The following is a 26,874-nucleotide window of genomic DNA, read 5'->3' as shown; positions in this document are numbered from 1 at the left end:
GAATCAGGGCAGCACCTATTGATGTGAGATGCAAAACGCTACACGCCCAGGCTATCCAGCAGCGCGGCCGACGTAGCGACCGCGCCAAAGATGCCGCCCTGCATATGGATCATGCTCAGCGCCGCCTCATGATGATGCCGCTCAGTTGCAGCACAACAATCGGAGAGCACCAGGCATTCAAAGCCGCGATCGTTGGCTTCGCGCAGCGTGGTGTGGACGCAGACGTCGGTGGTAATGCCGGTGAGGATCAGGTTACGGATACCGCGACTGCGCAGAATCAGCTCCAGATCGGTGGCATAAAACGATCCCTTCCCCGGTTTATCAATCACCACTTCCTCCGGCAACGGTGCCAGCTCCGGGATAATCTCCCAGCCCGGTTCACCGCGCACCAGAATACGGCCGCATGGTCCGACATCGCCTATCCCGGCATTCATGCGTCGCGAGCGCCAGCGTTTGTTAGCGGGCAGATCGCTGAGGTCGGGCCGGTGCCCTTCGCGGGTATGAATAATCGGAAACTGCCGGGCGCGCATCGCCGCCAGCACCTGTTGCAGCGGGGCGATGGGCGCGCGGGTCAGGCTCACGTCATAGCCCATGCTGTCGACATAGCCGCCAACGCCACAGAAATCAGTCTGCATATCAATCACGATCAGCGCCGTGTCAGCCGGGGTAAAGCTGCCGTCAAACGGCCAGGCGTAGGGGGTCGAATTAACGCTGTAATCGGGCATTGCTGTTCTCCATTACCGGGCGCGGCATACGCATTTTAGTGATCACGCTGTAGCTGATGGCGGCGGTCACCAGACCAATCACCGCTTCGCCGAACTGTGGGAAAGCCACATGGGCGATGACCGCACACAGGCTGCCAATCGCCCAGGCGGCAAACGCGGTGCCACGGAAACGCTGGGCCGGACGCTGCTCGCTGATGCGCGCCATGAAAATCAAATCCACAATCATTACCGCACCAAACGGTGGCACCACAATCCCCAGCAGGCTGAGCCACTCCAGGAAGTAAGACCAGACCCCCGCCAGCGCCAGCACGCCGCCAATCGCACCGAGGATCAGCGTCCAGAGCCGCATTTTGCTGCTGAACAGATGACTGAAACCCACCGCGCCGTTGTAGAGACAGTGGGTGCAGACCGACCCCAGATTGATAAAGACAAACAGACAGGCCACCACCGACAGGAAGGCGCTGTGTCCCATCAGCATCGGCAGGAAGTTCCCGCCGTTGGTCAGCGGATCAACCGCCGCACCCACTGCCACAATCACCACGCCGAACAGATAGGAGATCACATTGGCGACCGGGAAAGCGGAGAACGCGGCGATCACCGCCGAGCGGCCGTTCTTCGACCAGCGGGTAAAGTCAGCGGTCATGGTGCCGGAGTCGGCAAAACCAGCCACCACCATCGTTACGGCAGTGCCCATACTCATCGCTCCGGCGGCGCTGGCGCTGCCCTTCCACTGCGTCACGATGGAGAAGTCGTGCTGTTTGCCAATCAGCCACAGCGCCACTATCCCCAGCACCACAAACAGCGGCGCGGCAATCATCCCGAGTACCGACAGTGCCCGCACGCCCAGGAACGTAATGCCGGTATAGAGGATCATGGCAAAAGCCGTCACCGCCAGCGCATTCCAGCCAAAGGTCTGGTTAATGACCGTGCCGGTGAGGCCGGTCTGGAAGGCATACCAGCCGATCACCACCGTCGAGAGAAAACCGGAGACCAGAATGTAGCCTTTGCTGCCAAAGGTGCGTCTGGCCTGTAAAGCAAAGTTCATCCCGGTGTTACCGGCGAACCAGCTCAGCGCGCCGACATAGGCGAACAGCACCAGGTTGCCCAGCAGAATAGCAATCAGCGCGGGCCAGAAGCCCAGATGCCAGGTGATGATGCCGCCAAACAGCGCGTTGGTGAGTATCATCGGGAATCCAAACCAGACCGCCGAGACGGAGCGGGTGGAATGGCGATGCGACAGCGGCACCGGCTCATGTTCAAACTCCTGCTCCAGCGCAGGTGTATCAGATGTTTTCATTGGGCGATTCCGGGTTGAAGGTGATTCCACGGCTGTATGCGCTCGAAAGCGGCACTGGCAGCCAGCACTAACGCATCATCAAGATGACGTCCGACAATCTGCATCCCGACGGGCAGGCCGCTGGCGGTGAAACCGGCGGGCACGGACGCGGCGGGCTGTCCGGTGAAGTTGAACGGGTAACAGAACGAGAGCCAGTGATCGTTGCGGACCATACGGCCATCGATGATCTCCGGTCCCTGCATCCCCAGCGGAAATGGCGGCACTGCCAGCGTCGGCGTGATCAGCAAATCAAAGCGCTGCATAAAGCGCCACAGGCTGTTACTGACCGCTTTGCGGGTGGCGATGGCATCGGTGAAGTTTTCCGCCCGCCAGTCGCGCTGCAGCATGGCGACCAGATGTGGCGACATCGCGCTGCCTTGCTCCGCCATCATCTGGCGCATGCCGGTGAGATCGCTCTCCATCGCCACCAGCGCGCCAAAGGCGGCAGCCGGGTCCGGGAAGCCGGGATCGGCCAGTTCCAGCTCCGCACCGATTTCAGCGGCAAAGCGCTGCACCGCTGCGCTGACCACCGCCCGCACCTCCGGGTCAACCGCCACATAGCCAAAATCTGCGCTGAAGGCGATGCGCAGTTTGCCTGGCAGCTGTTCTGGTGCACCCAGCCAGTCAACGTCGCTACAGGGGATCGAGTGGCGGTCACGCATATCCGGTCCCGCCATCAGCGACATCATCAGGGCGGCATCACGCACGCTTCGCGTCATCGGCCCGATGTGTTCCAGCGACTCCCAGCTCGACACGCCGGGATAGCGTTCATCACGACAGCCGGGCCACAACGGCACCCGGCCCATTGACGCCTTAAAGCCAAAAATGCCGCAGTGCGCCGCCGGAATGCGTACCGAGCCGCCGCCGTCGCTGCCCAGTGCAATCGGACAGAGCCGCGCCGCCACCGCCGCACCCGATCCGGCGCTGGAACCGCCGGGCGTCATCGCCAGATCCCAGAGATTGCGCGGCGAGGGGAACAGCGGATTGTGTCCGACACCGCTATAGCCAAACTCCGGCGCGGTGGTTTTGCCCAGCAGAATGGCGTCGGCGGCCAGCAATCGCTCCACCGTGATGTCGTCATCTTCCGGTACGAAATCTTTATACGCCGCCGAACCGGAGGTGGTTCTGACGTTTGCGGTGCAGATTAAATCTTTCACTGCCAGCGGCACGCCTGCTAAAGCGCCCAGCGTTTCTCCACGCGCCCGTCGGGCATCCACTTCTCTGGCCTGTGCCAGCGCCAGTTCCGGTGTCGGGGTACAAAAGGCCTGTATCACCGGTTCCCGCCGCTCCATCCGCGCGAGTGCTGCCCCGGTCAGCTCGCAGGCCGAGACTTCCCCGCTGCGAATCAGTGCGGCCATCGTGGTGGCATCTTCGTCTAATAAGGAATCAAACATGAGTAACCTCGCCAGAATTGTACCTGTCAGCGAGTGCATGAAGCGTGCCAGATAGCCGTGATGCCAGCGGTCTGAGACAGGGATGCCAGATGGAATACGGCCTGGAATACAAGATCGAATTCTTATGATGTCGCGGGCAGGAGGCTGTTTATTTTTTCAGCACGAAGATGGCGCAGGGCTGCGCGATAAGGGGGCGAGCAGTTCCTCAGCGCTTGTCATGCCAAAGCTCAGTCAGTCGCTGGATGGTTTTTGATCAGTTTACGTGGAGGGCTTTCGCTATATACGATATATTGTTGATATTCGATATTTGCATTTTGCCAGCAGGAGCAAAATCATGATCAGATCTGATAAAACCACTGGCTTCGACGTCATACCCGTGCCGGCAGGCAGTATTTCCTCTTCCCGCTCCCAGGATGGACAAGCAGAGATTACAGTGTCAGTCCCGCACTGCCATGATGAGCCAGCGCAATACTATGTGGTGAAGCGTCCCGACGCTGTGGATGAAGCCGCCTTTAAAATCGCACTGGATGCCGCGTTCCGGGCGGTATCGGGCATCAGTCAGCTCGCCAGTCACGGTAAGTCACCTTTCAGCGCTGGCGAGATGGCGACAGCAGAACAGACCAGGCCGCCGGTCACAGTGAGTAACACTACAAAGCTGGAACAACTCAGGAAGCATATTCTGGACGACAGCGAGTGGTTGCCTGCGCAGGAAGTTTCACGCCGCGCTGGTAGCAGTACCAGTGTGAAAAATCCCAGCGGATTACCTAACCGGTGGAAGCGAGCCGGTAAGATTTTTGCACTTTCCTCCGAAGGCAGGGATCTTTATCCGGCCTATGGGCTGGACGTTGGCGGTCAACCGTTGCCGCTGATGAAAAAGATCATCGCGCTGTTTGGAGAATCAAAAACGCCATGGACCCTGGCCGTCTGGTTTGGCACGCCAAATAGCTGGCTCGGTAATGAAAAACCTAAGAATCTGATAACGTCGGAACCGGCAAAAGTACTGGAGGCGGCACAGCGGGCAAAGGACGGTCCGGTTCATGGCTAAAAAGATCAAAACACCCGGCAAAGATGATGATTTATCGGTCTCTCTGGTCTCCTGGCCGAAAGGTAAAACGATTGACCGCATTCACTGGTCGCAGTATGGCGCTGCGGAGTTTAATCCAGGAAAAGGCGTTGGACGTTTCAGCCCAATTGCTGATCGTGCGGGTCGCATCATACCGACGCTTTATGGCGGTAAAACGCTGGCTGTTGCCCTGATGGAGACGGTATTACACGATCTTCCTGTGCCCTGTGAGAATACGCCCGTAGACCTGACGGTGCTGAATAAGCTGGCACACAGTCAGCTCACCCCTAAAGAAGAGATAAAGCTGGTGGATCTCAATCCACGCTTTATGAAAAAACATGGCATTACGCAAGGTGAGCTACTGGGTTCAACTGCCGATCACTACCCGGAAACCCGACAATGGGCTGAGCAGATACATCACTCTAACCCAGAGGCACAGGGAATTCAGTGGTCTTCGAAGCAGCATGGCGATAAGGCATTAATGCTTTTTGGCGATCGTATCTGTGCTGAAGATTTGGACATTACGCTTGATGCTCAGTCCGCTTCAGAGTCAGCAGATGTGGAACGTGAACTCAGCGCACTGGCGAATGAGATGGCGCTGATTCTGCTTTCCGGGTTTTAGCGTGAAGCTCTGAAATGTAAAGCCCGGAATTCTAATGAACGTCTCAGCCATACGCATCCTGCAATTCAACACTTACCGCTGCTTGATCCACGTTTCGTTCTGACCGCATGCAAGGTATCCATGCCCTGTCGGTTACGCTGAAAATCCGTCTCCACTGACGTCTGTTTCCTCACTTCTATCTCCGCCAGACACTCTTTGAGCTTGCAGGATTCGCTCGTCCAAAGTGGGCCTGTCAGCTAGTTTGCGACAGGGCTTACAAAACGATGTTGTTAATCAGCAAGAGCAGATGAAATGCTGGAATGCATAGCCACACTTTTAATATGGATATTTGACGGATCTCAACAGCAACTGAAAAATCGAGTTTCAGGGATTCATATGCTACGGCAGGGATGAGAAGTGCACATTGAAGAAGATATTTATCTCGAAAACTACGAAATCAGACGAAAAAGATTCATTTATGATCGCCAGATTTATCACAGCTACGTTTTTGTTGTCGGTAGCGAAACTTACACTGTCATCGTTGGCGACCGGATAGATGAAAAGACCTTTATCCGCATCGGATATCGGATGCCAACAGGTATCTCCTTTCCGGTTAATGGCCTGGCTGAGGTCTGTTTTGACGTGTTCGATGGTCTGGATTGCCTGGGCGATTTTCGCCACATCAGCATTCCCGGATTAGGTAGTGCAGTCGTTTTAAAAAGCGTAGTACTTGCGTTAATGGCACACCATGAAAGCTTCTCTATCGGCGGTTTTATTTTCCAGCCTGCGTCGGGAGAGATCGCTGAACGCAATCGTCCGACTCCCCTTGAAGAGATTTATGACGCCATGCTTGGGTTAAAAAATGAACTACGCTACAATCGCCGAACAGGGTTGCCAAAGAAAGCGCCGCAACCTTTAATCCCGGACTGTTTCCAGGCTTATAAAGTAGTGACTACAGGGAGAGCTTGCTATGTCGTTTTATGATACACACGATGAAACAACCCCTTTGGCTCCGGTTGAAACCCGATATAAAGAGTTTAGGGCACTTTTGATTGCTGAGTGGCTGGCCCGGCCCGATCTGCCCGCCATTAAAGCCCAGTTAGCTCAGGCGAGAAAACGTTCCTCATCTCCCCTGTTGCGCCGTAAGCTGAAAGAGCTGAAAGAGCTGAATGCGCGTGAAACGCAGGAAGCTAAGGCACTCGACTAGCGCTTAAAGGCCCGATAAACGGGCCTTTCGTATTTTAATGGCTTCCCGCCACCCCCAGAGCACTCACTTCTACTCCGGAAAATCCGTCTCCACTGACGTCTGTTTCCACGCTTCGATCTCAGCAAGGCGCTCTTTAAGCTTGCTGGTCACGGCGTCATGGCCCCAGGCCCCCATCACCAGATGGCGTGGCGGGTTGTCATGTTCGGTGATGGCGATCATCGCCGCGGCGGCCCGTGCCGGATCGCCTTTCTGAGTACCGCTGTATTCGGCGGTGGCTTTCATTCGCGCAGCCGCGGTCTCTGCATATTCCGGCAATTTACTCGGCGTCTGGTGCAGTGAGCGTCCGGCCCAGTCGGTGCGGAACGGACCGGGCTCGACGCAGGTGACGTGAATGCCCAGCGGCCCCGCTTCCAGCGCCAGCGAATCGGACCAGCCTTCCACCGCATGTTTGCTGGCAGAGTAGTAGCCTGAGCTGGCAAAGCCAATCAGGCCTGCCACAGAGGTAATGTTGATGACATGACCGCTGCGCGCCTTGCGCATCGCAGGCAGCACGGCGCGCGTCAGGGCGAACAGGCCAAAAACGTTGGCATCAAACTGGGCGCGGATTTCACTTTCCACACCCTCTTCCACCGAACTCTGATAGCCGTAACCGGCGTTGTTTACCAGCACATCAATGGTGCCGAACGCGTCCAGTGCCGCGCTGACGGCCTGGTCGATGCTCGCCTGACGGGTCACATCCAGCGCCACCGCCAGTGCGTTGTCGTGTCCTTCAACCAGATCGGCAATCGACGACGTATCACGCGCCGTCACCACGACCTTAAAACCACGCGCGATGGTCTGCTGCGCCAGTTCACGACCAAAACCGGTCGAACATCCCGAGATTAACCAGACAGGGCTGGAATGAGCAGTCATGTTAAGACTCCCGATAAGTTTGATGATGTGGTTTAAGACCCGGACGCGAGTGCATCCGGGGATCAAGGTTAGCGAGGCGCGACCGCCTCACTTAGCCCTTAATGCTTTTTATGAAACAGCTGACTGGCGGTGTCGCTGATGATCTGCGCCGCTCCGCGATCACCCTTCACCATCGACGCCATAAAGGCTTTTGCCTGCTTAAAGGTGATGTGCGGCGGTAACGGTGCGACCTCCGGATCGGTTTTCACCTCCAGCAATACCGGGCGATCGGCGCTGAGCGCACGCTGCCAGGCCCCCGCCAGATCGTCAGGATTATCGACAAAAATTCCGATCATTCCCAGCGACTGCGCAAACTCGGCATACTTCACGTCCGGCAGCTGCTGCGAGGCGTCAAAGCGTGGATTGCCCTCCATCACGCGCTGCTCCCAGGTGACCTGATTAAGATCCTGGTTGTTGAACACGCAGACGATCAGGCGCGGATCGGCCCACTGCTGCCAGTATTTCTGGATGGTGATCAGCTCAGCCATGTTGTTCATCTGCATCGCGCCATCACCCACCAGCGCCACCACCGGTTTTTCCGGGTGGGCAAATTTTGCTGCAATCGCGTAAGGCACCGCCGCGCCCATACAGGCCAGGCCGCCGGAGAGCGAGGCACGCTGACCCTGCTTCACGCGATAGTCGCGGGCAAACCAGTTGGCACAGGAGCCGGAATCTGACGTGACAATCGCGTTGTCCGGCAACTGGGGTGACATCTCCCACACCACCCGCTGCGGATTGACCGGATTAGCAGGTGCCATGGCGCGCTCTTCCATCAGCGTCCACCAGTCACGCACCTGAACCGCGATATCCTCCTGCCAGCTGCGATCCTCTTTGTGGGTCAGCAGCGGCAGCAGCGCGCGCAGCGTTTCAGCCGCATCGCCATGCAGATTGACTTCGCTGGGATAGCGCAGGCCAAGCATGGCCGGATCGATGTCAATCTGCACGGCACGCGCCTTGCCCTCTTCCGGCAGGAACTCCGTCCACGGGAAGCCACTGCCGATCATCAGCAGGGTGTCGCAGTTCTGCATTAAATCAGATGAAGGTTTGGTGCCGAGCAGGCCAATCGAGCCGGTAACAAAAGGCGCATCGTCCGGCAGCACATCTTTGCCAAGCAGCGCTTTTGCCACGCCTGCACCCAGCACATTGGCGACCTGCACCACCTCAACGGCGGCGTCGCGTGCGCCTGCGCCAATCAGAATCGCCACTTTTTTACCGGCGTTAAGCACGTCGGCGGCGCGTTGCAGGTCCGCTTCGTAAGGAATGACTTTAGGACGCTGATAGCCGCTGCCGGAATGGGTAAAGCCGTGCAGATGCTGTGGCGGCTGCCACTCTTCATCCTGAATATCTTTAGGGATGATGATCACCGCCACGCCGTTTTGCGCTTTGGCGATGCGCACGCCACGATCCAGCAGATGGCGCACCTGGGTCGTGGTCGAGGCTTCCTGAACGAAGTTGGCGACGTCCGAGAAGATGCGATCCAGATTCATCTCCTGCTGGTAGCTGGCACCGCGCGCGGTCGCTTCTGCCTGTCCGGCAATCGCCAGCACCGGGGCATGGTCCATTTTGGCGTCATAGAGTCCGGTCAGCAGGTGGGTTGCACCCGGTCCGCCAGTTGACAGGCAGACGCCCAGCTCGCCGGTAAATTTCGCGTGTCCGGCCGCCATAAAGGCCGCCATCTCTTCATGGCGCACCTGAATAAATTCGATGCCGTCGCCTTTAGCGTTCGCGCGCTGAATCGCTCCCAGCACGCCGTTAATCCCGTCGCCCGGGTAGCCGTAAATGCGTGTGACGCCCCACTCTTTCAGGCGCTGGACAAAAAAATCACTGGTTTTCATGCTCATCGTCGCGTTTCCCCTCGTTGTCCTTACAGACTTAAAGCGTAGTAGACGATGAGCCATCGCCGTTAACTGTTCGCCATTGCCGGGTATCGCTGACGCAAATCACTGAATATTTGATTCATATCCGCCGTTTCGCCTGTCTCCTCCACCGCCCGGAATACCTGGGTTTTCAGGAAATGACGCCAGCTGACCGGCGCGCTGGCCAGGAATGTGGTCAGTGCCTGATAACGCTGTGGCGTCCAGAGCGTTTCGAAGCGCTGGCGTGCTTCGCCGTGCTCAAAATGGTGCAATGGGTGCTGTGGCATGTCAGCGCGCAGGCGCTCTGTGGCTTCCCGATCCACGCGATTATCAACCACCACCACGCCATACTGCGCCCTGGCCGCCGCCACGCTGAGATAGCCACAGCGCACATCCTGCATGACTGCCTCACTATCGCGCTGCGATGGCAGGCCGTATCCGCCTGCGCCGGGGCCGCGCACGTCGACCACATCACCTGGCTGGCAGTGGATCACATCGGTGTTACCGTGATTAATGACTTCACCGTTGCGCCGGGTACGGAAGGTCGACAGCGCGCCGCTCTGCCCGCCCACCACACCCGCCGAGGCAAACACCGACCGGTTACGGTTGCGCGCGGTAATGGTGGTGTTGGGCGAGAAAATCTCGAATGCCATTTCGGTGGCTAAGCCGCCGCGATAGCGTCCGGCTCCGGCACTGTCCTGCGCCAGTCCGTAGCGATGAAAACGAATCGGCACTTCCGCTTCGTTGATCTCAATCGGGGTATTTTTCAGGAAAGCAGACAGGCCGCCGGAACCGTCGGGTCCGTCATGACGCGGCGTGCCGCCCGCGCCGCCGCCCACCGGACCCAGTGAGGCGACCACACTGCGGTTGTGCGTCTGGGTACGGATGTTCATGATCGAGTTGCCGCCCGGTGAATTCGCGGGCAGACGGTCCGGCATCGCCAGCGAGAAGACGCCAATCGTCGCAATCTGCGACAGCGCACAGGTCAGCGAGCGCATCCCCACCGCTGCGGGCGCTTCACAGTTCATCACCGTGCCTGGCGGCAGAATTGCCCGGGTCGGCCGCAGCGTACCGGCGTTGAGCAGCAGTGAACGATCAAGGGTGGAGAGCACATAGGTAACGCCCACCAGCGCCAGCGGATGCCGCTCGCGCCCGCCGGTCGGCATGTTCAGCGACGACGCCAGCTGCGGGTCGCTGCCAGTGTAGTCCAGCTCCAGCCGATCACCCTGCACCCGCAGCGTAATGGCGATGCGGCAGGGATAACCGCCCTCGCCATCTTCATCGGCGTAGTCGGCATAAAAGTATTCACCGTCGGGAATGGTACTGATAATCGTGCGCGCCTGCGCTTCGGCATAATCGAGAATGCCCTCAATGCCCTGCAGGAAATCATCGATGCCAAAGCGGGCAATGATGTCGTGGATTTTGCGCTCGCCCACGTTCACCGACGCCAGCTGCGCCTTGAAATCTCCCCAGTTCTGGTCTGGCACCCGTACGTTGAGTCGCATAATACTGGCGACCTCTTCATTGAGCTGCCCCTGTTGCATGATCTTCAGCGGCGGGATGCGGATCCCCTCCTGCACGATATCGGTCAGTGAGCGCGACAGCGAGGCAGGCACGGCGCCGCCGACGTCAGTGTTATGAATGTGACCCACCACGAAGCAGACGATTTCGCCCTGATGGAACACCGGCTTCCAGATGTGGATATCGGGCGAATGAGTCGCCACGTTGCCGGCGTAGGCGTCGTTGGTGATGCAGATATCGCCCTCGGCGTATTCCTCTATCAGCGCCAGCACCGGCGCATAGTCGATGCCGCTGTACCAGGGCGCGCCAAAGCTGCGCGGCGAGGCAAACGCCAGGCCGCTGCGGCTGACAATCTGACAGGAGAAATCTTCCGTCTCTTTGACGAAGGTGGAGTGCGCGGTGCGCATCAGCGTAAAGGCCATCGCATCGGCAGCGGCGGCGCAGTAGTTCGCCAGAATCTGTAAGTTACGTCCATCAATCGCCATGTTATGCCTCGTTCGCCGTGATCAGCAGGTTACCGAATGAATCGACCGTGACGCCCATGCCGGGCGGCACGCAGGTGGTGCAATCGTCCTGGGCGATGATGACCGGGCCACTGAGCTGATGTCCGGCGCGCAGCACCGAACGCAGCACTAAGTCCACCTGATGCCAGCCGCCGTCGATCCAGGCTCGGGTCTGTTTCAGCACCGGTACGGGTGCTGTGGCGGGGGGAAGTGTATTGATCACCGGTTTCGGCGTCGGCGAGGTGATGACCAGCCGCAGATTAATCAGCTGCACCGGCGCCTGCGGGTCACAGTGACCAAACAGCTGCTGATGCTGACGATCAAAGGCGTCATGCAGCGCAGCGAAGTCCGCCTGCGTCAGCCAGCTCGCCTCCAGCGGCACGTCGATCTCAAATGACTGACCGCGATAGCGCATATCCGCGCTGAACTGCAGGCTGTATGGCATGTCGCTGCCGTGCTCCTGCGCCAGCCAGCCGCAGGCGCGCTGCTGCAAGGCTTCGGCTTCACTGGCTAAGGTGTCGGCCAGCCCAGGCGTCAGATCGCCGTAGAGCGTGCGGATAAAGTCGTTGCGGATGTCCGCTACCAGCCCGCCCAGCGCGGAGAGCACGCCCGGCGTCGGCGGCACGATCACCCCTTTCATGTTCAGTTCGCGGGCGAGAAAACAGCCCATCATCGGCCCCGCGCCGCCAAAGGCCAGGAACCAGAATTCACGGGGATCGAGACCAAAGCGCGACAGCAGGCCGCTGGTATCGCTGTACATGCTGGAGATGGCCAGCTGGATTGCGGTTTCGGCGGTTTCTTCGACCGAAATAGCGAGCGCATCCGCCAGCGGCTGCCAGGCGGCACAGGCGGCGGCGACATCAACCGTCACCGCATCATAACCCAGTGCGCCGTGGCCCATCATGCCGCAGGCGGCAAAGGCATCGGTGGCGGTCGGCTGCGTGCCGCCGCGCTGGAAGCAGACCGGACCCGGCAGCGAACCGGCGCTGTCCGGCCCCATCTGCAATACGTCCTGCCCATCAATCCACGCCAGCGAGCCGCCGCCCTGACCCACCGAGGTCACAGCGACGGAAGGAATAAAGATTGGGAAATCCCCGATGATTTCGCCATTGCCCTGCGCCACCTTGCCGTCGATGATCACCGCCACGTCGGCACTGGTGCCGCCGATATCCAGGCTGAGAATTTTGTCAAAACCGCAGGCGCTGGCGAGATAGCTGGCACCAATCACGCCGGAGGCGGTGCCGGAGAGCACCATCTGCACGCATTCGCGCTTCGCCTGGTCAACGCCCATTACCCCGCCGTTGGATTTGGTAATGCGCGGCGGCGGCTTCACGCCAAGCCGTTTCAGCGCCTGCTCAAAGGATTCCAGGTAGTGGATCACCATCGGCTGCACGTAGGCGTTGATGGTGGCGGTAATGGTGCGTTCATATTCGCGGATGATCGGCCAGATGTCGGCGGAACAAGAGGTCAGCAGTTCAGGCGCCACCTCATCGATAATCGCTTTTACCGCCGCTTCATTGTGCCGGTTGCGATAGCTGTGCAGCAGCGAGACCACGATGCCCTGACAGCCGGCGGCGCGTGCCTGTTCGATAGCGTCGAGCACGCTCTGGCGATCCACGGGTTGCAGTATGTTGCCCTGCGCGTCGCTGCGTTCGCGGATGGCAAATACCCTGTCGCGGGTAATCAGCGGTGCTGCACGCCGTGAGAAAAGGTCATGGATATGCGGGATTTTCAGCCGGGCCAGCTCCAGCACATCGCAGAAGCCCTCGGTGGCAAACAGCGCCAGCCGCACACCGCGCCGCTGGATCACCGCGTTGATGCCTACCGTGGTGCCGTGAGTGAAGTAGCCAATTTCAGCGGGGTCAATGCCCTGCTGCTGAAACTGCGCCAGTCCGGTTAAGATTTCGCTGCCAGGCTTGTCCGGTCGCGACAGGACCTTCAGGGTGTGGATCTGGTTCGTTTGCTGATCGAGCACGGCGAAATCGGTAAAGGAACCACCAATATCCACGCCAACGCGGTATCGCATATCGGGTTAACTCCAGTGTCAGGAAGGGGGAAATTCCATCAGCGTCTCGGGATGTTGCACCACACGCCAGCCGAGCCGCTGGTAGACCTCATGCGCATCCTGGGTCGAGAGCATCCAGCGATGCACCGTTTGCAGCTCCGGGTGTTCCCGGACGCAGGTCGCCAGCCAGCTGCCCAGCCCGTGACCACGCCAGCTTTCATCAATCATCACGTCGCACAGCCAGCCAAAGCGGGTGTAGTCGGTGATCAGTCGGGCAAAGCCAATCTGTTCCTGCTGGTGATAGAGGCCAAACGGCAGCGAACCGGCAATCGCCCGCCGGGTTTTCGCTTCCGGCTGGCCTTTAGCCCAGTAGGATTTCTCCGCCAGCTGGATGTGGATCCAGGCCAGATCGAGCCGCTGGCGATCGGTAGAGACAGTGAACGCATCGCGCTGCCACTGCTGGTCAGCAATCTGTAATGAGTCCATGACAACTCCTTGTATCGGTTGAATTCAGTGTAAAAGGGTTCGCTCAACGATTGAGGCCGTAGCACGCGACAAAACCGGACAGAGCGACTGAATTTTGGGCAGGGAAAAAATTTTATGCTGAGGGAAAAATCGCAAAGGTTAAAGGAACAGGAAGCCGGTCTGTGAGCAAAGGCGGGTGTGGTGAACAGCAGACAGAGATAATGCGTGTGGCCGCCCTCTCCACCGGGGAGGTGGCGAGGGGCGACCGCCCGTTATACGCCGAATTCGACTGAGTTATGTTTGCCGATGAGCGATCGTAACGGCACGCTGCTTTTCATGATGGGGGATTTGATGACGATATAGCTGAAGTACTTATCGATGCCGATCTGCGCGTCGAGCATCTTCTCAATCACTTCCTGGTAATGTTCAATGCTGCGGGTAATAAAGCGCAGCAGATAGTCATAGCCGCCGGTGATCAGATGGCACTCCATCAGTTCATCGACGTCGCGCATCGCACTTTCAAATTTCATAAAGTCTTCGCGGCGATGGCCCGACAGGGTGACTTCGGTAAAGACGGTCACTGAATCGGTGATGCGGGTGAGATTAATGTGCGCTTCATAACCGGTGATAAAACCGGCCTGTTCCAGACGTTTGACCCGTTGCAGACAGGGGCTGGGCGAGAGGCCTACGGCGTCGGCGAGGTTAACGTTGCTGATACGGCCATCTTTCTGGAGTTGCACCAGGATGTTGATGTCGATGCGGTCGAGTTTCATTAAGCCGTTCATAGCACCCCCCTCATTGTCAGAGCCTGTTGGGCCAGGCGCTCAATCAAATGTTCAGAACCTCCCGAAGATATAACATGCTTTACCGTAAACGCGCCAGCGCTTCGCAGTGGTTATACCAGCGGGAGATTTTCAAATTACTCTAACAAAATCAATGAGGAATGCGGTTTAACCCAGCCGGCCAGTGGCACGGGCCAGCGCAATATCGAAAATATGCAGCGCCTCTTCCAGCTGTGAGTCGGTGGTGACCAGCGGTGCCAGGAAACGGATGGTGTTGCGATGCAGGCCGCACTTGATCAGCAGCAGGCCTTCCTGACAGGCGCTGTCGAGGATCTTCTGAGTCAGCGCCGCATCGGGACGTCCGGTTTCGAAATCGAGAATTTCCACCGCCTGCATAAAGCCCACGCCGCGCACGTCACCGATGCAGGCATATTTATCCGCCAGCTGTCGCAGACGGGCATTGAGCTGTTCGCCGAGCTGACAGGAACGCTGCAGCAGGTTCTCCTGTTCAAACAGATCCAGCACCGCCAGCGCTGCCGCACAGCCCAGCGCATTGCCGCCGTAGGTGCCGCCTAACCCGCCAGGCGTGGGCGCATCCATGATCGCCGCCCGTCCCACCACGCCGGAAATCGGCAGACCGCCGCCCAGACTTTTCGCCAGGGTGATTAAATCCGGTTTGATACCCAGTTGCTGGAAAGCGAACATCGTGCCGGTGCGTCCGAAGCCGGACTGCACTTCATCACAAATCAGCAGAATGCCGTGCTGGCTGGTAATGCGACGCAGCGCCTGCATAAAGGCTGGTCCGGCTGGCAGGAAGCCGCCGTCGCCCTGAACCGGTTCAATGATAATCGCCGCCACACGCTCCGGCAGGATTTGCACCGCGAACAGCTGGTCCAGCGCCTTCAGGCAGTCCGCTTCCGTCACCCCGTGCAGTGGATTCGGGAAGGGCAGACGGTAGATGTCGCCGGGGAACGGGCCAAAGTTCTGTTTGTATGGCGCGGACATGCCGGTCAGGGTAACGCCCAGCAGGGTGCGGCCATGAAACGCGCCATCAAACGCGATAATGCCGGGGCGCTGGGTGTATGAGCGGGCAATCTTCACCGCATTTTCCACCGCTTCGGCACCGCTGGTGAAGAAGACACTTTTGTACGCCTCATCGCCGCCCACCAGTTTGTTCAGCCGCTGCGCCAGCTCGATGTAGCCCGGATAGGCCACCACCTGAAAACAGGCGTGTGACACCAGACCAAGCTGGCGGGTTACCGCATTGACTACCGCCGGGTGATTGTGGCCGACATTCAGCACGCCGATGCCGCCAACAAAGTCGAGATAGCGATTGCCCTCAACGTCCCACACTTCACTGCCTCTGGCGCGTTCAATCACCAGCGGATGGGCGGTCACTACACCGCGCGGCACGTTCTGCTCGCGTGCATCCAGTAACAGGCTGTTATCGGAGTATGCTTGCTGCTCTGCCATGACATTCTGCATTTTAAACCCTCATCCACGTAACGTTCGGTTGGCTCAAGTATCGCAACCCGCTGGTTTCTCACGCTGCCGTAATTCCCCAGGCAGCGGCATTTCCTGTCAAAATCCCGCTGCATTCAGCAGGGAAATTTCTCTGCCAGCGCCTGGCGTACCAGCGCGACAAAAACGTTAACGCCATGCGGGATCAGCGCATCGTTGAAGTCATATGCGGCATGGTGCAATGGCTTACAGGGTGCCGATCCCAGCCACAGATAGGCACCGGGACGCGCCTGTAGCATAAATGCGAAATCTTCCGAGGTGAGCGCGGGTCTGGCCGCGGTGTCAGCCGGGATATCTGCCTGCGTCAGCGCTTCCAGGCAAAACTGCGCTTCCGTCGCGCTGTTCACCGTCGCCGGGTAGTAACGCTGATAGCTCACCTCTGCGTGCAACCCATGAGCCGCCGTGACGTGCTCCGCCATCTGGCGCAGCCGTGCTTCAATCGTATCCTGGGCCGCCGGGCTGAAGGTACGCACCGTGCCGGTGATACTCGCCTCGGCCGGGATCATGTTGTGTGAAAAGCCGCCCTGCATCCGTGTGACGGTAAGCAGCGCGGTTTCGCACGGATCCAAAGCGCGTGAAACCAGCGTATTGAGCTGCACCACCAGTTCACTGGTCGCCAGCAAAGTGTCACGCGTCAGGTGAGGCTGCGCGGCGTGACCGCCACCGCCCAGCACCCGGATATCAAAGCGGTCGGCCGCCGCCATAATCGGGCCAGGGCGGGTCTCTACCTGACCGAGCGGCAGTTCCGGCCAGTTGTGAATGGCGTAGACCGCCTCACAGGGAAAGCGGCTGAACAGACCGTCGTCGATCATCGCTTTTGCACCCGCCAGTCCTTCTTCGGCTGGCTGGAAGATAAAGCAGACGCTGCCGTCAAAGCTGACGTCCCGCGCCAGTTTTTCAGCGGCACCCAGCAGCATCACGGTATGACCATCGTGGCCACAGGCATGACTCACCTGCTCTGCCTGACTTTGCCATTCCGTGCCGCTCTGGTCCTGCATCGGCAGCGCATCCATGTCGGCGCGCAGGCCAATCATGCGTTCACTGCTGCCCTTCTTCAGTATCCCGACCACGCCGGTTTTACCGATGCCGCGATGCACCTCAATGCCCAGCTGGTGCAGGAAGTTCGCCACGATGTCGCTGGTGCGCTGCTCCTGAAAACCCAGTTCCGGGTGCGTATGCAGGTCGCGGCGCAGTGCCACTAAATGTTCCATTTTAATATCCTCGCGAACGGTCAATCTCACCGTGCAGCGGCTCGCCACGCTGGTAGCGCCGCAGGTTCTCCAGCAGCGCCGCAATGGCGCTCTCATTCTGCGTCTGGCTGGCAATGTGCGGCGTCAGCCAGATGGCGGGATGGTGCCAGAAGGGATGGCCCGGCGGTAACGGCTCCGGATCGGTGACGTCAACGACGGCGGCACGCAGCTGACCGCTCTCCAGTGCCTTCAGCAGATCATCATCATTCAGCTGCGGGCCGCGCCCGGCCTGTACCAGCGCCGCGCCGTGCGGTAGCTGGCTGAACAGCGACTGATTCAGTAAACCCTGAGTGGTGTCGGTCAGCGGCAGCAGGCAGACCAGAATCTCGCTGTGCGCCAGGAAGTCAGCGAGTTGATCGTTGCCGTACCAGCAGCGCACGCCGGGGCACTCGCGCGGTGTGCGGCTCCAGCCTGCGCAGTCAAAGCCCAGCGCCACCAGCTGCGCTAACGCAGCCTGCCCCAGTTCGCCCAGCCCCATCACGCCGACCCGACGCTGCCCGGCAGGTATGGCTGCATGAGGCTGCCACTGCTGCTGGCGCTGCTGATGGAAATAGCGCGGCATGTCGCGATGCAGACCGAGCACCGCGAAGGTGACATATTCCACCATGCCCTGCGTCAGGCCCGGCTCGATCATTCTTATCACCGGCAGGTCAGGCGGCAGCGCGCTGAAATCAAACTGGTCGGCACCCGCCCCCACCGAGAACAGCAGTTTCAGCCGGGGAAACAGTGCCGGAATGTCTTCGGGTGGCTGCCAGGCGACCAGCGCCTCAACCTGCTCCTGATCACCGGTCTCCGGCCAGAGATGCAGCTGAATATCAGGCGCATGTTCCGCCAGCCAGCGCTGCCAGATCCGCCCACGTTCCGGCTCCGATTTATAGACGATATGCATCAGGCCATCGCCTGCGTCATCAGTCCAAATGCCTGCATACCCTGCGGCGTCCAGGGCGTGCCGCGCACCATGGTGGTGGGCGCATCGACCTGCGGAATGCCAAGACTGTCAAGCCAGGCGGCCATCGGCAGCGCGGCGTCGGTGTCGATGCGCAGAAATTCACCCTGCAGCGACTGCATTAGCGAGGCGACCAGTGCCTGAGCCATCGAAAAGTCTGCTGCGATCACCGGGCCTATCGCCCAGCCGTGACCAAAGCGGCGCAGGCTGGCAAAGCCCTGAATCCGCTGCTGCGCATCCTGCAACAGCACTGTCTGGCAGTCGCGCAGCAGATGCTCAATCAGCGCCGGGCGATGCATGCCGTGCGCCTGCTGATCCAGCGTCACCAGCGTGTCATGATCGGCTGCTGTCGCCGGGCGCAGTTTCAGCCCCGCGGGTATCACCACCTCTGGCAGCGTGGTCACGGCACGCGTCTGGTGCTGGCGGATCTCACCACAACTGACAAACCCAAGCTTCTCATACAGCCCTTTGCCCATTTCGGTGGCATGCAGACGCACGTTAACGTCGGGCACTTTTTCCAGCTGCGCCAGCATCAGCTGCTTGCCGAGGCCGCGTCCCTGCTGCTGGTTATCGATAATCACCAGTCCCACCGTGGCGGCATGGTCACCCCAGCGCCAGAGTACTGCGCTGCCAATCAGTTTGCCCTGCTCTTCTATTACCGTGCCCTCGCCCAGCTGCAGCGCCAGCTGCCAGTCTTCACGGCGATGGGGCCATTTCAGCAGCTGCGTTAAGGTGAAACAGGTTTCAATATCATCTGGCGTCATTGCGCGTATGGTCAGGCTCATTCGCGTTCTCCTTACATCATGCCTGGCGTGTCAAGTCCGCTGCCGTCAACCAGACGGCTGTAGCGGTACGGCTGAGGATCAACGATGGGTGTGGCGTCGGTCGCCAGGTCAGCCGCCAGTCGTCCTGCACCCGGTCCGATACCGAAGCCGTGGGCGCTGTAACCTGCCGAGAGCACCAGTCCCGGCAGTTTCGCCACGGTGGAGATCACCGGAATCGCGTCCGGGGTACTGTCAATCATGCCGCCCCATGACTGCGCCAGCCGGAGATTCGCCAGCGCCGGATATTCACGCCGCATTGCCGCCAGCCCCTCTTCTACGATTTTTGCATCGGCAGCCGGATCGAGAATGCGCATCCGCTCAAACGGCGACTCGCGGTCGAATGACCAGCCGCCCATTGCCTCAGGGCCGTTGAAGAACGGTGACAGGCCGAGATTCAGGGTCAGATTCTTGCGGCGGCTTTTAAAGGTCGGATAGAACTGACGGGCATAGCGCAGCCCCTGTGCGCCCGGCTCAAGACGTCCTCGGCCTGAGACTGAGACGGTATAGCTGCCATCCATTTGTGGGCGACAGGCGAAGCCCGGCGTGTAGAGCGGCATAGCGATCGCCTGCTCAATAGGCTGCGTGCGGAAGGCAGTGCCAATCACGTTGCCCAGCGGCAGGTCGATGCCGTGACGACGGCAGAACATGGAGGTCCAGGCCCCGGCGGCACAGATAACCCGGCTGGTTTTGATCAGACCGCGCTCGGTCCAGACGCCGCTGACCCGTCCGGCGGCGATATCCAGCCCGCGGACTGCGCACTGCTGAAACAGCAGTGCACCCTTTTTCTGCGCGCCCGCCACCAGCCCCGGTGCGGCCAGGCGCGGCTCAGCATGACCATCGGTCGGCGACGAGAGACCGCCCAGCCAGTTTGTGGTGCTACCGGGCGTCATCGCTTTAGCCTGCTCTGCGGTGAGAATCGAACTGCGCATGCCATAGCCTTTCGCCATCTGGTTCCACTTATCCCAGGCTGCGATATCCGACTCCTCCTGGGTGGCGTAAACCAGCCCGCTGCGGCGGAAACCCAGCTCTTCACCGGTTTCTTCATTTAGCTCACCCCAGCGTTGCAGCGCATAGATAATCAGCGGCAACTCACGCTCATCGCGATTTTGCTGGCGGCACCAGCCCCAGTTGCGGCTCGACTGCTCAGCGCCGACCAGCCCTTTTTCAATCAGCACCACCTTCACTCCCTGCTTCGCCAGCTCCCAGGTGGCGGCGGCACCGGCGATACCGGCGCCAATCACCACCACATCGGCGGAATCGGGAAAGTCAGCACTGTCCTGTACATAACGAATCGGTGCAGGCATAACAAGATGACCTCTGTTGTCAGTATCGGGTCTGGCGCACGGCGACATCGCCGCTGTACGCTGACCCACGCCGCCTGCCTTGCACATCACTACTGCGCAGACGGATAAATTCAGTTGCCCGTAAGGCTCAGCGGCCACTCACTCCGCTTTTAAAATCTCTTCATGTTCATCCAGCCAGCCCTGACGCAGCTCCGGCACCGCGCGTTTCAGCCGCTCGAAATACAGCTCGCTGGTCGGCTTGTCGTAGTCATTGCGTGCCAGCTGGGTGACGATGCGACCGCTTTTCATCACCACAATTTCGTCGCACACCGCGCGCACCGCATGCATGTCGTGGCTGATGAAGATCACCGAGAGCCCCAGTTCGCGACGCAGTTCGCTGATTAAGTCGAGGACGGCGGCGGCGACCACGGTATCCAGCGCCGAGGTCACTTCATCGCACAAAATCAGATCCGGCTCCGCTGCCAGCGCACGCGCCAGATTGACGCGCTGCTTCTGACCGCCGGAGAGCGCCCAGGGACGCCGCCACAGCACGCTGCGCGGCAGCTGCACCAGATCCAGCAGCTGATAAAGTCGCTGCTGCCGGGCTGCACCACTCAGGCCATGAAACAGCGTCAGCGGCCGCGACAGGATACGCTCAACGCTGTGGGCCGGATTCAGCGCGGTATCTGCCATCTGGAATACATACTGAATGCGCCGCAGCTCGTTGTCAGGACGTTTCTGCATATCGCCGGCAATATAGTGGCCGTTAAACAGGATATGCCCGTGGCTTGGCGCGTTGAGACCGGCAATCGCATGAGCCAGCGTCGTTTTGCCCGAGCCTGACTCGCCGATGATGCCAGTCGCCTGCCCTTTCCACAGCTTAAGGTTAATCTCCTCCAGAATGCGTATTTTCGGCTGGCCGTCGCTGTTGCGCGGGCCGTAACCGGCGTTAAGATCGCGCACTTCCAGTAGCGGCTGAATATCGGCGGCAGCCGGACACCAGTTGCTGGGCCGCTCTTTCTGCCGTGCCGCTTCCATCAGCAGTCGCGTGTATTCCGCCTGCGGCGCGCCAATCAGGTGCGCGGTACTGCCATACTCCGCCATTTTACCGCGCAGCAGCACCAGAATCCGGTCAGCCATCTGTGCCACCACGGCCAGATCGTGACTGACGTAGATCGCGGTGACGCCGCGCTGCACCACCACGCGGCGAAACGCCTTCAGCACTTCCACCTGCGTGGTGACATCCAGCGCGGTCGTGGGCTCATCCAGGATCACGACGTCGGGATCGCCAATCAGCGCCATCGCCGTCATCAGGCGCTGTAACTGACCGCCCGACACCTGGTGCGGGAACCGGTCGCCAATGGTCTCAGGATTGGGCAGCGCCAGCTCACGGAACAGGCCGATCGCTTTGGCTTTCGCGTCTTTGCGGGTCATCGTGCCGTGAATAACCACCGGCTCAATCACCTGGTCGAGGATCTTCATGCCCGGATTAAATGACGCCGCGGCGCTCTGGGCGATATAGGCGACCTTGTTACCGCGAAACGCGCGCAGCTGGCCCGGCGTCAGGCTGTTAACGTCGGTACCCGCAACGTGAATATTGCCCTCAGCGATGCGGCAACCATTGCGGGCATAGCCCATCAGTGCCATGGCGATGGTGGTTTTTCCGGAGCCGGATTCGCCAATCAGCGCCAGCACCTCGCCCTTCTGCACCGTGAAGTGAATGTCCGACACAAGGTCGATCTCTTCGCCGCGATCGGTCTGCGCGGTAACGCGCAGTTTATCCACCGAAATCACCGGCATAGCGGTATGTGGTGTCACGTTCATGCTCCCTCCTTCGCCAGCGTCATCGGACGCATCGCCTGCAGGCTGTCAATAAACAGGTTGGCGCCAATGGTCAGGCTGGCAATTGCCAGTGCGGGCATCAGTACCGCGGGCGAGCCATCAAACAGCCCCTGCATATTTTCACGTACCAGCGTGCCCCAGTCGGCGTACGGCGGCTGCACCCCCAGGCCGAGGAAGCTCAGGCCGCTCAGCAGCAGCACGATGTAGACAAAGCGCAGGCCAAAGTCCGTCAGCATCGGGTGCACCATATTAGGCAGGATATCGTGAATGGCGATATACCAGCGGCTTTCGCCCCGCAGCCGTGATGCCCGGACGTAATCCATGCTGCGCAGCGAGCTGGCCATGGCAAAAGCAATGCGGAATGCGCCCGGCCAGTAGGTGAACACCGCCGTCAGGATCAGCATAGGCAGCGAGGAGCCAAACACCGCGACAATCATCAGCGACAGTACCTTGCCCGGCAGCACCAGCAGGGCATCGTTGACGCGGCCCAGCAGCTCCTCCAGCCAGCGTCCCGTTACCGCCGCCAGCAGGGCCAGCAGCGTGCCGATCAGGCTGGCCAGAAGCGCCGCACTCAGCGCCAGGCCGATGGAGAACTTCGCGCCGTAGAGGATACGGCTCAGCATGTCGCGCCCCAGGTAGTCGGTCCCCAGCAGGTTATCGGCCGTCATGCCGCCCATCAGCGGGCCGCCGCCGATGTCATCAATGCTGTGCGGGGCCAGTGGCGTGCCAAATACCGCCATCAGCAGCCAGAACAGCGACATGATCAGACCCAGCCGGCCCGACCAGGAGAGCGACTGTAAGAAACGCCAGGGCAACAAGAGTGTATTCATGCGCTTCTCCATTTCGGGTTAAAGGCGATAGTCAGAATGTCGGCCGCCAGCAGCAGAACCAGGTAGCAGGCGGCGAACAGCATCACGCAGAGCTGCACCACCGGCAGGTCGCGGTTGCTGACCGCATCCACCAGCTGGCTGGCCAGACCGGGATAGCTGAAGATGGTTTCGATGATGATCACCCCGCCAAACAGGTAGGAGAGACTGAGAGAGATCGCATTGGCGATGGGTCCGACCGCGTTGGGCAGCGCGTGACGCAGCACGGCGCGGAGCGGCGACACCCCTTTCAGCAGCGCCATCTCCAGGTAGGGGCTGTCTAGCTGGTTGATAATGGCGGCCCGCGTCATGCGGGCCATCTGCGCCACCAGCACGCAGCAGAGCGTCAGCACCGGCAGCGCATAGGCTTTGAGGTAGCTCAGCAGGTCGCTGTCCGGACTGCCGAACGACATCGCCGACACCCAGTGCAGTTTGACGGCGAAAATCAGCACCGCCACGGTCGCGACCAGGAACTCCGGCACGGCCACCGTCGCCATGGTGCCGATAACCAGCGCCCGATCGAGCCTTGAACCGCGGTTCATCGCCGCGATAATGCCGATAATCAGCGCCAGCGGTACGCAGATCAGCGTGGTGATGCCCGCCAGTTCAAAGGTGGCGGGTATGCGCTGCGCCACCAGCTGCGAGACCGGCAGATGGCTGGCAAACGAGATGCCAAAGTCACCCTGCACCATACCCGTCAGCCAGTGGAGGTAGCGCACCAGTAAAGGCTGATCGAGACCCAGCTGCTGCCGTAACGCCGCCACCGTTTCCGGCGTGGCGTTCTGGCCGAGGATCATCTGCGCCGCGTCACCCGGCAGCAGGCTGGTGATGAAAAACACCACCGCCGAGACGATAAGCAACGTCAGGATGCCGGCGCCAATGCGCCGGGCAATCAGGAACAGCATGTATCGGTTCATCGGCGAACTCCTTATAAATAGCCTGATGGGACAGGCTGAGATCAGGCGGTCAGCCAGGCAAACTCATGGAAGCGATAGCCCATCATCATGCCTGACGGCCAGGCTTCGACCCCTTTGACCTTTTTGTTGTAGCCATCGGTGGAGCTGATAAAGGTCGGGATGATCGTGCCGCAGTGGTCATAAATCAGCGTCTGCATGTCGCCATACATCTGTTTGCGCTTTGCCTGATCGCGTTCTCCGCGCGCGGCGACCACCAGCTGATCAAACTGCGGATTTTTCCAGCCCGACTCGTTATTCGGTGCGGTAGAGAGATAAAACTGTGAGAAGAGCATGTCGAGCGTCGGACGCGGATTTATCGAGCCATATCCCACCGGATCTTTCATCCAGTGCGAAGACCAGTAACCGTCATACGGCACGCGTCGCACTTTTATGTTCAGCCCTGCCCCGCGCGCCATCTGCTGGATCATCTGCCCGCCTTCGTTCGCCCCTTCAATGTTGGGCGTCGTGATGATCTCTACCGTAGCGCCCGCCATGCCGGCTTTTTTAATGTGGAACTTCGCTTTTTCTATATCGAGCGGACGCGGTTTGAGATCGGCGTTGTAAAGCGGATGCCACGGCGGAACCGGAGTGTCATTACTGACGTCGCCGTAACCCTGCAGTACCGTTTTCACCAGCATTTCGCGCGGCTGCAGATATTTCATCGCCAGCACGAAATCTTCGTTGTTACCCGGCTTCACGTCGGTACGGATAATCAGGTTGGTGTACATGCCTGATTTGCTTTCCAGTATGCCAAACTCGCTGCTGGCTTTGATGCGTTTGCAGTCTGCGGCGCTCAGGGTGGAGACCATCTGCAGATCGCCCGACATCAGGGCATTGACACGCGCCGCGTTGTCAGTGACGCCAATCAGCTCCACCTCATCCAGATGCGGCAGACCGGGCTTGTAGTAGTTGGGATTTTTGGTGCCGATGGTGCGCGTGCCTGGCATAAAGGTTTTGCAGACAAACGGACCGGTGCCGATGCCTTTACTGAAGTCGGTGGTGCCGTCTTTGACAATCAAAAATGGCGGCGTCGCCAGCATGTAAGGGACGTCAAAGTTGGCGCTGTTCAGCTCCAGCTGTACCTCGTTATCATTGACCGCACTGAAGGTTTTGAACTGATCGGCCAGCTTAAAGGCGATTGAGGCGATGGCCGGATCTTTGTGTCGGCTGAGTGAGAAGATCACGTCTTTAGCAGTCAGCGGTTTGCCATCATGGAAGGTGATGCCCTTCCGCAGTTTAATATGCCAGGTGATGCCGTCGCTGGATTCCACTGATTCGGCCAGCGCCGGTTGCGCCATCAGGTTTTTGTCCAGTTCGGTCAGGCCGCTGTAGAACATAAACTGACGGGTATAATCCGCGCTGTTGTTACTTTTCGCCGGATCGAGTGTGTCGGTGGCGGAAGCATTCGACATTGCCGCCCGCAGTTTACCGCCTTTGACCGGCTTGTCGTCCGCCAGTGCCGCCCCGGAAAAGCCCACCAGCCCGCTGCTCATCACCGCACCGGCGGAAAGAATCTTCATCAGGCTGCGGCGTGACAGCGAGCCTTCGGTGATCATGCGCGTCAGTGCCGGATTTACCGCATCAGCGTCGTTATTATCAAATTTACTCATCTCTCTACCCTCAATAGTCAGGCGAACCGGGATCATGTTCTGGCGGTGCTGGCAACCTGGCGGCCAGCACCCGACGGGACGTTAAGAAAGGCGATCCTTTGCTTTGTAATAGAGTCCTGCGAGCGGTAAAAACCATGGCTTGCCGTGATAACCGGGCAGCGCGGGCCATGCGTCGCGCTGCCAGGGATTTTCAGTGCGCTTTTCGGCCAGCAGATCGGCCATTACCCGTCCCATCCACACCGACATCTGCGTGCCGTGGCCGCTGTAGCCCAGCGAATAGAAGAGGCCATCCTGTTCACCCGCGTGCGGCAGACGGTCGGCGGTCATATCGACCATGCCGCCCCAGCAGTAATCCAGCGCTGCCTGGCCGAGTTGCGGAAGCATCTGCGTCATCGCGTGGCGCAGGATCTCGCCGCTGCGCGAATCAGAGGTCGGGTTGCTGACCGCAAACCGCGCCCGGCCGCCAAACACCAGCCGGCTGTCGGCAGTGGTGCGGAAGTAGTTGCCGATATTCAGCGACGTCACATAGGTCCGATTGTTGGGCAGCACCTGGCGCAGCAGCGCCGGGTCGAGTGCTTCGGTCACCACGATAAAGCTGCCGACCGGCACGATGCGGCGCTGAAACCAGGGAAAAGGGCCGACGTTGGAGCAGCCCGTCGCCATCAGCACCTTATCCGCCAGAAGGGTGCCGTTTGCAGTGTGAATCCGGTGCTGATAACCCTTCAGACGTTCCAGTTTCGTCACGGCATGATGCGGATAAATCTTCGCCCCGCTGCGCGCGGCGGCTTCAGCCAGCCCGATGCCAAATTTGCCCATGTGCATCTGACCGCCACGCTTCTGCAGCAGGCCGCCGTGGAATTTGTCGCTGGCGATCTCGTCGCGCACCGCCGTTTTGTCGAGCAGTTCGATCTCCGGGTCCACGGTACGGCGCATCAGTTCATACGCCTCCCGCAGCCCGGCGACGTGCGAGGCTTTGCTGGCGAGCTTAAGTTTGCCGCACAGCCGAAAGTCGCAGTCGATCGCTTCATCCTGAATCAGTTGCTGGACGTAGCTCACCGCGTCGTCAAATGCCCGGTAAAAGCGGCTGGCCTGCTCCAGACCCTGACTCGCCACCAGCGAGGCGAAGTTCTGCGCCACACCGGTATTGCAGTGGCCGCCGTTGCGCGCCGATGCCTGGCTCATGACGTCGCCACTCTCCAGCAGCACCACGCTGATGCCGCTGCGCGCCAGGTTAAGGGCTGCCGAGACGCCGGTGAAGCCGCCGCCAATCACCACCACGTCCGCCTGGGCGGGCAGCGGTTCGCGGGCAGCACCGGCAAAGGCCGGAGCCGTGGCCTGCCAGAACGATTCCAGTTTCATGGGGGGTT

At 59.8% G+C, this 26,874-nt stretch carries 23 protein-coding genes; 4 read left to right on the top strand and 19 right to left on the bottom strand.

Annotation, left to right across the window (positions count from 1 at the left end; genetic code table 11):
- Nucleotides 1-38 precede the first annotated feature (38 nt).
- The 3 genes from biuH to EGO56_RS07250 are packed head-to-tail and all read right to left on the bottom strand — an operon-like array spanning nt 39 to nt 3,455.
- Entirely contained in the window at nt 39-725 is a 687-nt protein-coding gene (gene biuH / locus EGO56_RS07260) for a biuret amidohydrolase (protein ID WP_135908250.1), read from the bottom strand.
- Nucleotides 706-2,022 carry a purine-cytosine permease family protein gene (locus EGO56_RS07255; RefSeq protein ID WP_135908248.1) on the bottom strand — a complete coding sequence of 439 codons (1,317 nt, stop codon included), beginning with the start codon at nt 2,020-2,022 and terminating at the stop codon, nt 706-708. Before EGO56_RS07255 ends, biuH begins: the two co-directional genes overlap by 20 nt.
- Nucleotides 2,019-3,455, bottom strand: a complete 1,437-nt coding sequence (locus EGO56_RS07250) for an amidase (RefSeq protein ID WP_135908246.1) — start codon at nt 3,453-3,455, stop codon at nt 2,019-2,021. The genes EGO56_RS07255 and EGO56_RS07250 overlap by 4 nt, the downstream gene beginning before the upstream one ends.
- A 334-nt stretch (nt 3,456-3,789) precedes the next feature.
- On the opposite strand from EGO56_RS07250, the gene EGO56_RS07245 reads away from it, so the two are divergent.
- From EGO56_RS07245 to EGO56_RS07230, 4 genes are all read left to right on the top strand, one after another.
- Nucleotides 3,790-4,500, top strand: coding sequence for a hypothetical protein (locus tag EGO56_RS07245; RefSeq protein ID WP_135908244.1), 711 nt, complete (start codon nt 3,790-3,792; stop codon nt 4,498-4,500).
- Nucleotides 4,493-5,140, top strand: coding sequence for an RES family NAD+ phosphorylase (locus EGO56_RS07240; RefSeq protein ID WP_135908242.1), 648 nt, complete (start codon nt 4,493-4,495; stop codon nt 5,138-5,140). The genes EGO56_RS07245 and EGO56_RS07240 overlap by 8 nt, the downstream gene beginning before the upstream one ends.
- A 396-nt stretch (nt 5,141-5,536) precedes the next feature.
- Nucleotides 5,537-6,103 (top strand): hypothetical protein, encoded by a 567-nt coding sequence (locus EGO56_RS07235; protein WP_135908240.1) that lies wholly within the window; start codon nt 5,537-5,539, stop codon nt 6,101-6,103.
- Nucleotides 6,090-6,326, top strand: coding sequence for a hypothetical protein (locus EGO56_RS07230; protein WP_135908238.1), 237 nt, complete (start codon nt 6,090-6,092; stop codon nt 6,324-6,326). Before EGO56_RS07235 ends, EGO56_RS07230 begins: the two co-directional genes overlap by 14 nt.
- 69 nt (nt 6,327-6,395) lie before the next feature.
- Here EGO56_RS07230 and EGO56_RS07225 read toward each other — a convergent pair whose 3' ends face one another.
- From EGO56_RS07225 to EGO56_RS07150, 16 genes are all read right to left on the bottom strand, one after another.
- A complete protein-coding gene (locus tag EGO56_RS07225; RefSeq protein WP_135908236.1) occupies nt 6,396-7,238 on the bottom strand; it encodes an oxidoreductase in 843 nt (280 codons plus the stop codon).
- 98 nt (nt 7,239-7,336) lie between these two features.
- Nucleotides 7,337-9,118 carry a thiamine pyrophosphate-requiring protein gene (locus EGO56_RS07220; protein ID WP_135908235.1) on the bottom strand — a complete coding sequence of 594 codons (1,782 nt, stop codon included), beginning with the start codon at nt 9,116-9,118 and terminating at the stop codon, nt 7,337-7,339.
- A gap of 62 nt (nt 9,119-9,180) precedes the next feature.
- Entirely contained in the window at nt 9,181-11,139 is a 1,959-nt protein-coding gene (locus EGO56_RS07215) for a hydantoinase B/oxoprolinase family protein (RefSeq protein ID WP_135908233.1), read from the bottom strand.
- 1 nt (nt 11,140) lies between these two features.
- Complete coding sequence (locus tag EGO56_RS07210; protein WP_135908231.1) at nt 11,141-13,183, bottom strand: hydantoinase/oxoprolinase family protein; 2,043 nt, start codon at nt 13,181-13,183, stop codon at nt 11,141-11,143.
- A gap of 18 nt (nt 13,184-13,201) precedes the next feature.
- A complete protein-coding gene (locus EGO56_RS07205; RefSeq protein WP_135908229.1) occupies nt 13,202-13,648 on the bottom strand; it encodes a GNAT family N-acetyltransferase in 447 nt (148 codons plus the stop codon).
- 251 nt (nt 13,649-13,899) lie between these two features.
- On the bottom strand, nt 13,900-14,412 hold the full coding sequence (locus EGO56_RS07200) for an Lrp/AsnC family transcriptional regulator (protein WP_010247853.1): 513 nt from the start codon (nt 14,410-14,412) through the stop codon (nt 13,900-13,902).
- A 165-nt stretch (nt 14,413-14,577) separates the two neighbouring features.
- Complete coding sequence (gabT, locus tag EGO56_RS07195; protein ID WP_135908227.1) at nt 14,578-15,894, bottom strand: 4-aminobutyrate--2-oxoglutarate transaminase; 1,317 nt, start codon at nt 15,892-15,894, stop codon at nt 14,578-14,580.
- Between the two features lie 113 nt (nt 15,895-16,007).
- Nucleotides 16,008-17,141 carry a M20 aminoacylase family protein gene (locus tag EGO56_RS07190; protein WP_135908225.1) on the bottom strand — a complete coding sequence of 378 codons (1,134 nt, stop codon included), beginning with the start codon at nt 17,139-17,141 and terminating at the stop codon, nt 16,008-16,010.
- A 1-nt stretch (nt 17,142) separates the two neighbouring features.
- Nucleotides 17,143-18,069, bottom strand: a complete 927-nt coding sequence (locus EGO56_RS07185) for a 2-hydroxyacid dehydrogenase (RefSeq protein WP_135908224.1) — start codon at nt 18,067-18,069, stop codon at nt 17,143-17,145.
- The gene (locus EGO56_RS07180; protein ID WP_135908222.1) at nt 18,069-18,911 is read right to left on the bottom strand and encodes a GNAT family N-acetyltransferase; all 843 of its coding nucleotides are present in this window, start codon (nt 18,909-18,911) and stop codon (nt 18,069-18,071) included. The genes EGO56_RS07185 and EGO56_RS07180 overlap by 1 nt, the downstream gene beginning before the upstream one ends.
- Before the next feature lie 11 nt (nt 18,912-18,922).
- Entirely contained in the window at nt 18,923-20,254 is a 1,332-nt protein-coding gene (locus tag EGO56_RS07175) for an NAD(P)/FAD-dependent oxidoreductase (RefSeq protein ID WP_135908220.1), read from the bottom strand.
- A 138-nt stretch (nt 20,255-20,392) separates the two neighbouring features.
- Nucleotides 20,393-22,057, bottom strand: coding sequence for an ABC transporter ATP-binding protein (locus EGO56_RS07170; protein WP_135908218.1), 1,665 nt, complete (start codon nt 22,055-22,057; stop codon nt 20,393-20,395).
- A complete protein-coding gene (locus EGO56_RS07165) occupies nt 22,054-22,905 on the bottom strand; it encodes an ABC transporter permease (protein WP_013358371.1) in 852 nt (283 codons plus the stop codon). Before EGO56_RS07165 ends, EGO56_RS07170 begins: the two co-directional genes overlap by 4 nt.
- The gene (locus tag EGO56_RS07160) at nt 22,902-23,858 is read right to left on the bottom strand and encodes an ABC transporter permease (RefSeq protein ID WP_013358372.1); all 957 of its coding nucleotides are present in this window, start codon (nt 23,856-23,858) and stop codon (nt 22,902-22,904) included. Before EGO56_RS07160 ends, EGO56_RS07165 begins: the two co-directional genes overlap by 4 nt.
- Nucleotides 23,859-23,899: 41 nt before the next feature.
- Nucleotides 23,900-25,507, bottom strand: a complete 1,608-nt coding sequence (locus tag EGO56_RS07155) for an ABC transporter substrate-binding protein (protein WP_135908216.1) — start codon at nt 25,505-25,507, stop codon at nt 23,900-23,902.
- Nucleotides 25,508-25,588: 81 nt separating this feature from the next.
- Complete coding sequence (locus EGO56_RS07150; protein WP_041456961.1) at nt 25,589-26,866, bottom strand: NAD(P)/FAD-dependent oxidoreductase; 1,278 nt, start codon at nt 26,864-26,866, stop codon at nt 25,589-25,591.
- Nucleotides 26,867-26,874: the final 8 nt, after the last annotated feature.

This window comes from Pantoea vagans (assembly GCF_004792415.1).
Taxonomy (GTDB): Bacteria; Pseudomonadota; Gammaproteobacteria; order Enterobacterales; family Enterobacteriaceae; genus Pantoea; species Pantoea vagans.
The sequence above is the reverse complement of the archived record's forward strand: the minus strand, read 5'-3'. Positions and strand labels throughout refer to the sequence as shown.

Bases quoted from the DNA above. Each gene is read 5' to 3' on its own strand.
- biuH (WP_135908250.1), bottom strand. From the start codon at position 725: ATGCCCGATTACAGCGTTAATTCGACCCCCTACGCCTGGCCGTTTGAC.
- EGO56_RS07255 (WP_135908248.1), bottom strand. From the start codon at position 2,022: ATGAAAACATCTGATACACCTGCGCTGGAGCAGGAGTTTGAACATGAG.
- EGO56_RS07250 (WP_135908246.1), bottom strand. From the start codon at position 3,455: ATGTTTGATTCCTTATTAGACGAAGATGCCACCACGATGGCCGCACTG.
- EGO56_RS07245 (WP_135908244.1), top strand. From the start codon at position 3,790: ATGATCAGATCTGATAAAACCACTGGCTTCGACGTCATACCCGTGCCG.
- EGO56_RS07240 (WP_135908242.1), top strand. From the start codon at position 4,493: ATGGCTAAAAAGATCAAAACACCCGGCAAAGATGATGATTTATCGGTC.
- EGO56_RS07230 (WP_135908238.1), top strand. From the start codon at position 6,090: ATGTCGTTTTATGATACACACGATGAAACAACCCCTTTGGCTCCGGTT.
- EGO56_RS07225 (WP_135908236.1), bottom strand. From the start codon at position 7,238: ATGACTGCTCATTCCAGCCCTGTCTGGTTAATCTCGGGATGTTCGACC.
- EGO56_RS07220 (WP_135908235.1), bottom strand. From the start codon at position 9,118: ATGAGCATGAAAACCAGTGATTTTTTTGTCCAGCGCCTGAAAGAGTGG.
- EGO56_RS07215 (WP_135908233.1), bottom strand. From the start codon at position 11,139: ATGGCGATTGATGGACGTAACTTACAGATTCTGGCGAACTACTGCGCC.
- EGO56_RS07210 (WP_135908231.1), bottom strand. From the start codon at position 13,183: ATGCGATACCGCGTTGGCGTGGATATTGGTGGTTCCTTTACCGATTTC.
- EGO56_RS07205 (WP_135908229.1), bottom strand. From the start codon at position 13,648: ATGGACTCATTACAGATTGCTGACCAGCAGTGGCAGCGCGATGCGTTC.
- EGO56_RS07200 (WP_010247853.1), bottom strand. From the start codon at position 14,412: ATGAACGGCTTAATGAAACTCGACCGCATCGACATCAACATCCTGGTG.
- gabT (WP_135908227.1), bottom strand. From the start codon at position 15,894: ATGCAGAATGTCATGGCAGAGCAGCAAGCATACTCCGATAACAGCCTG.
- EGO56_RS07190 (WP_135908225.1), bottom strand. From the start codon at position 17,141: ATGGAACATTTAGTGGCACTGCGCCGCGACCTGCATACGCACCCGGAA.
- EGO56_RS07185 (WP_135908224.1), bottom strand. From the start codon at position 18,069: ATGCATATCGTCTATAAATCGGAGCCGGAACGTGGGCGGATCTGGCAG.
- EGO56_RS07180 (WP_135908222.1), bottom strand. From the start codon at position 18,911: ATGAGCCTGACCATACGCGCAATGACGCCAGATGATATTGAAACCTGT.
- EGO56_RS07175 (WP_135908220.1), bottom strand. From the start codon at position 20,254: ATGCCTGCACCGATTCGTTATGTACAGGACAGTGCTGACTTTCCCGAT.
- EGO56_RS07170 (WP_135908218.1), bottom strand. From the start codon at position 22,057: ATGAACGTGACACCACATACCGCTATGCCGGTGATTTCGGTGGATAAA.
- EGO56_RS07165 (WP_013358371.1), bottom strand. From the start codon at position 22,905: ATGAATACACTCTTGTTGCCCTGGCGTTTCTTACAGTCGCTCTCCTGG.
- EGO56_RS07160 (WP_013358372.1), bottom strand. From the start codon at position 23,858: ATGAACCGATACATGCTGTTCCTGATTGCCCGGCGCATTGGCGCCGGC.
- EGO56_RS07155 (WP_135908216.1), bottom strand. From the start codon at position 25,507: ATGAGTAAATTTGATAATAACGACGCTGATGCGGTAAATCCGGCACTG.
- EGO56_RS07150 (WP_041456961.1), bottom strand. From the start codon at position 26,866: ATGAAACTGGAATCGTTCTGGCAGGCCACGGCTCCGGCCTTTGCCGGT.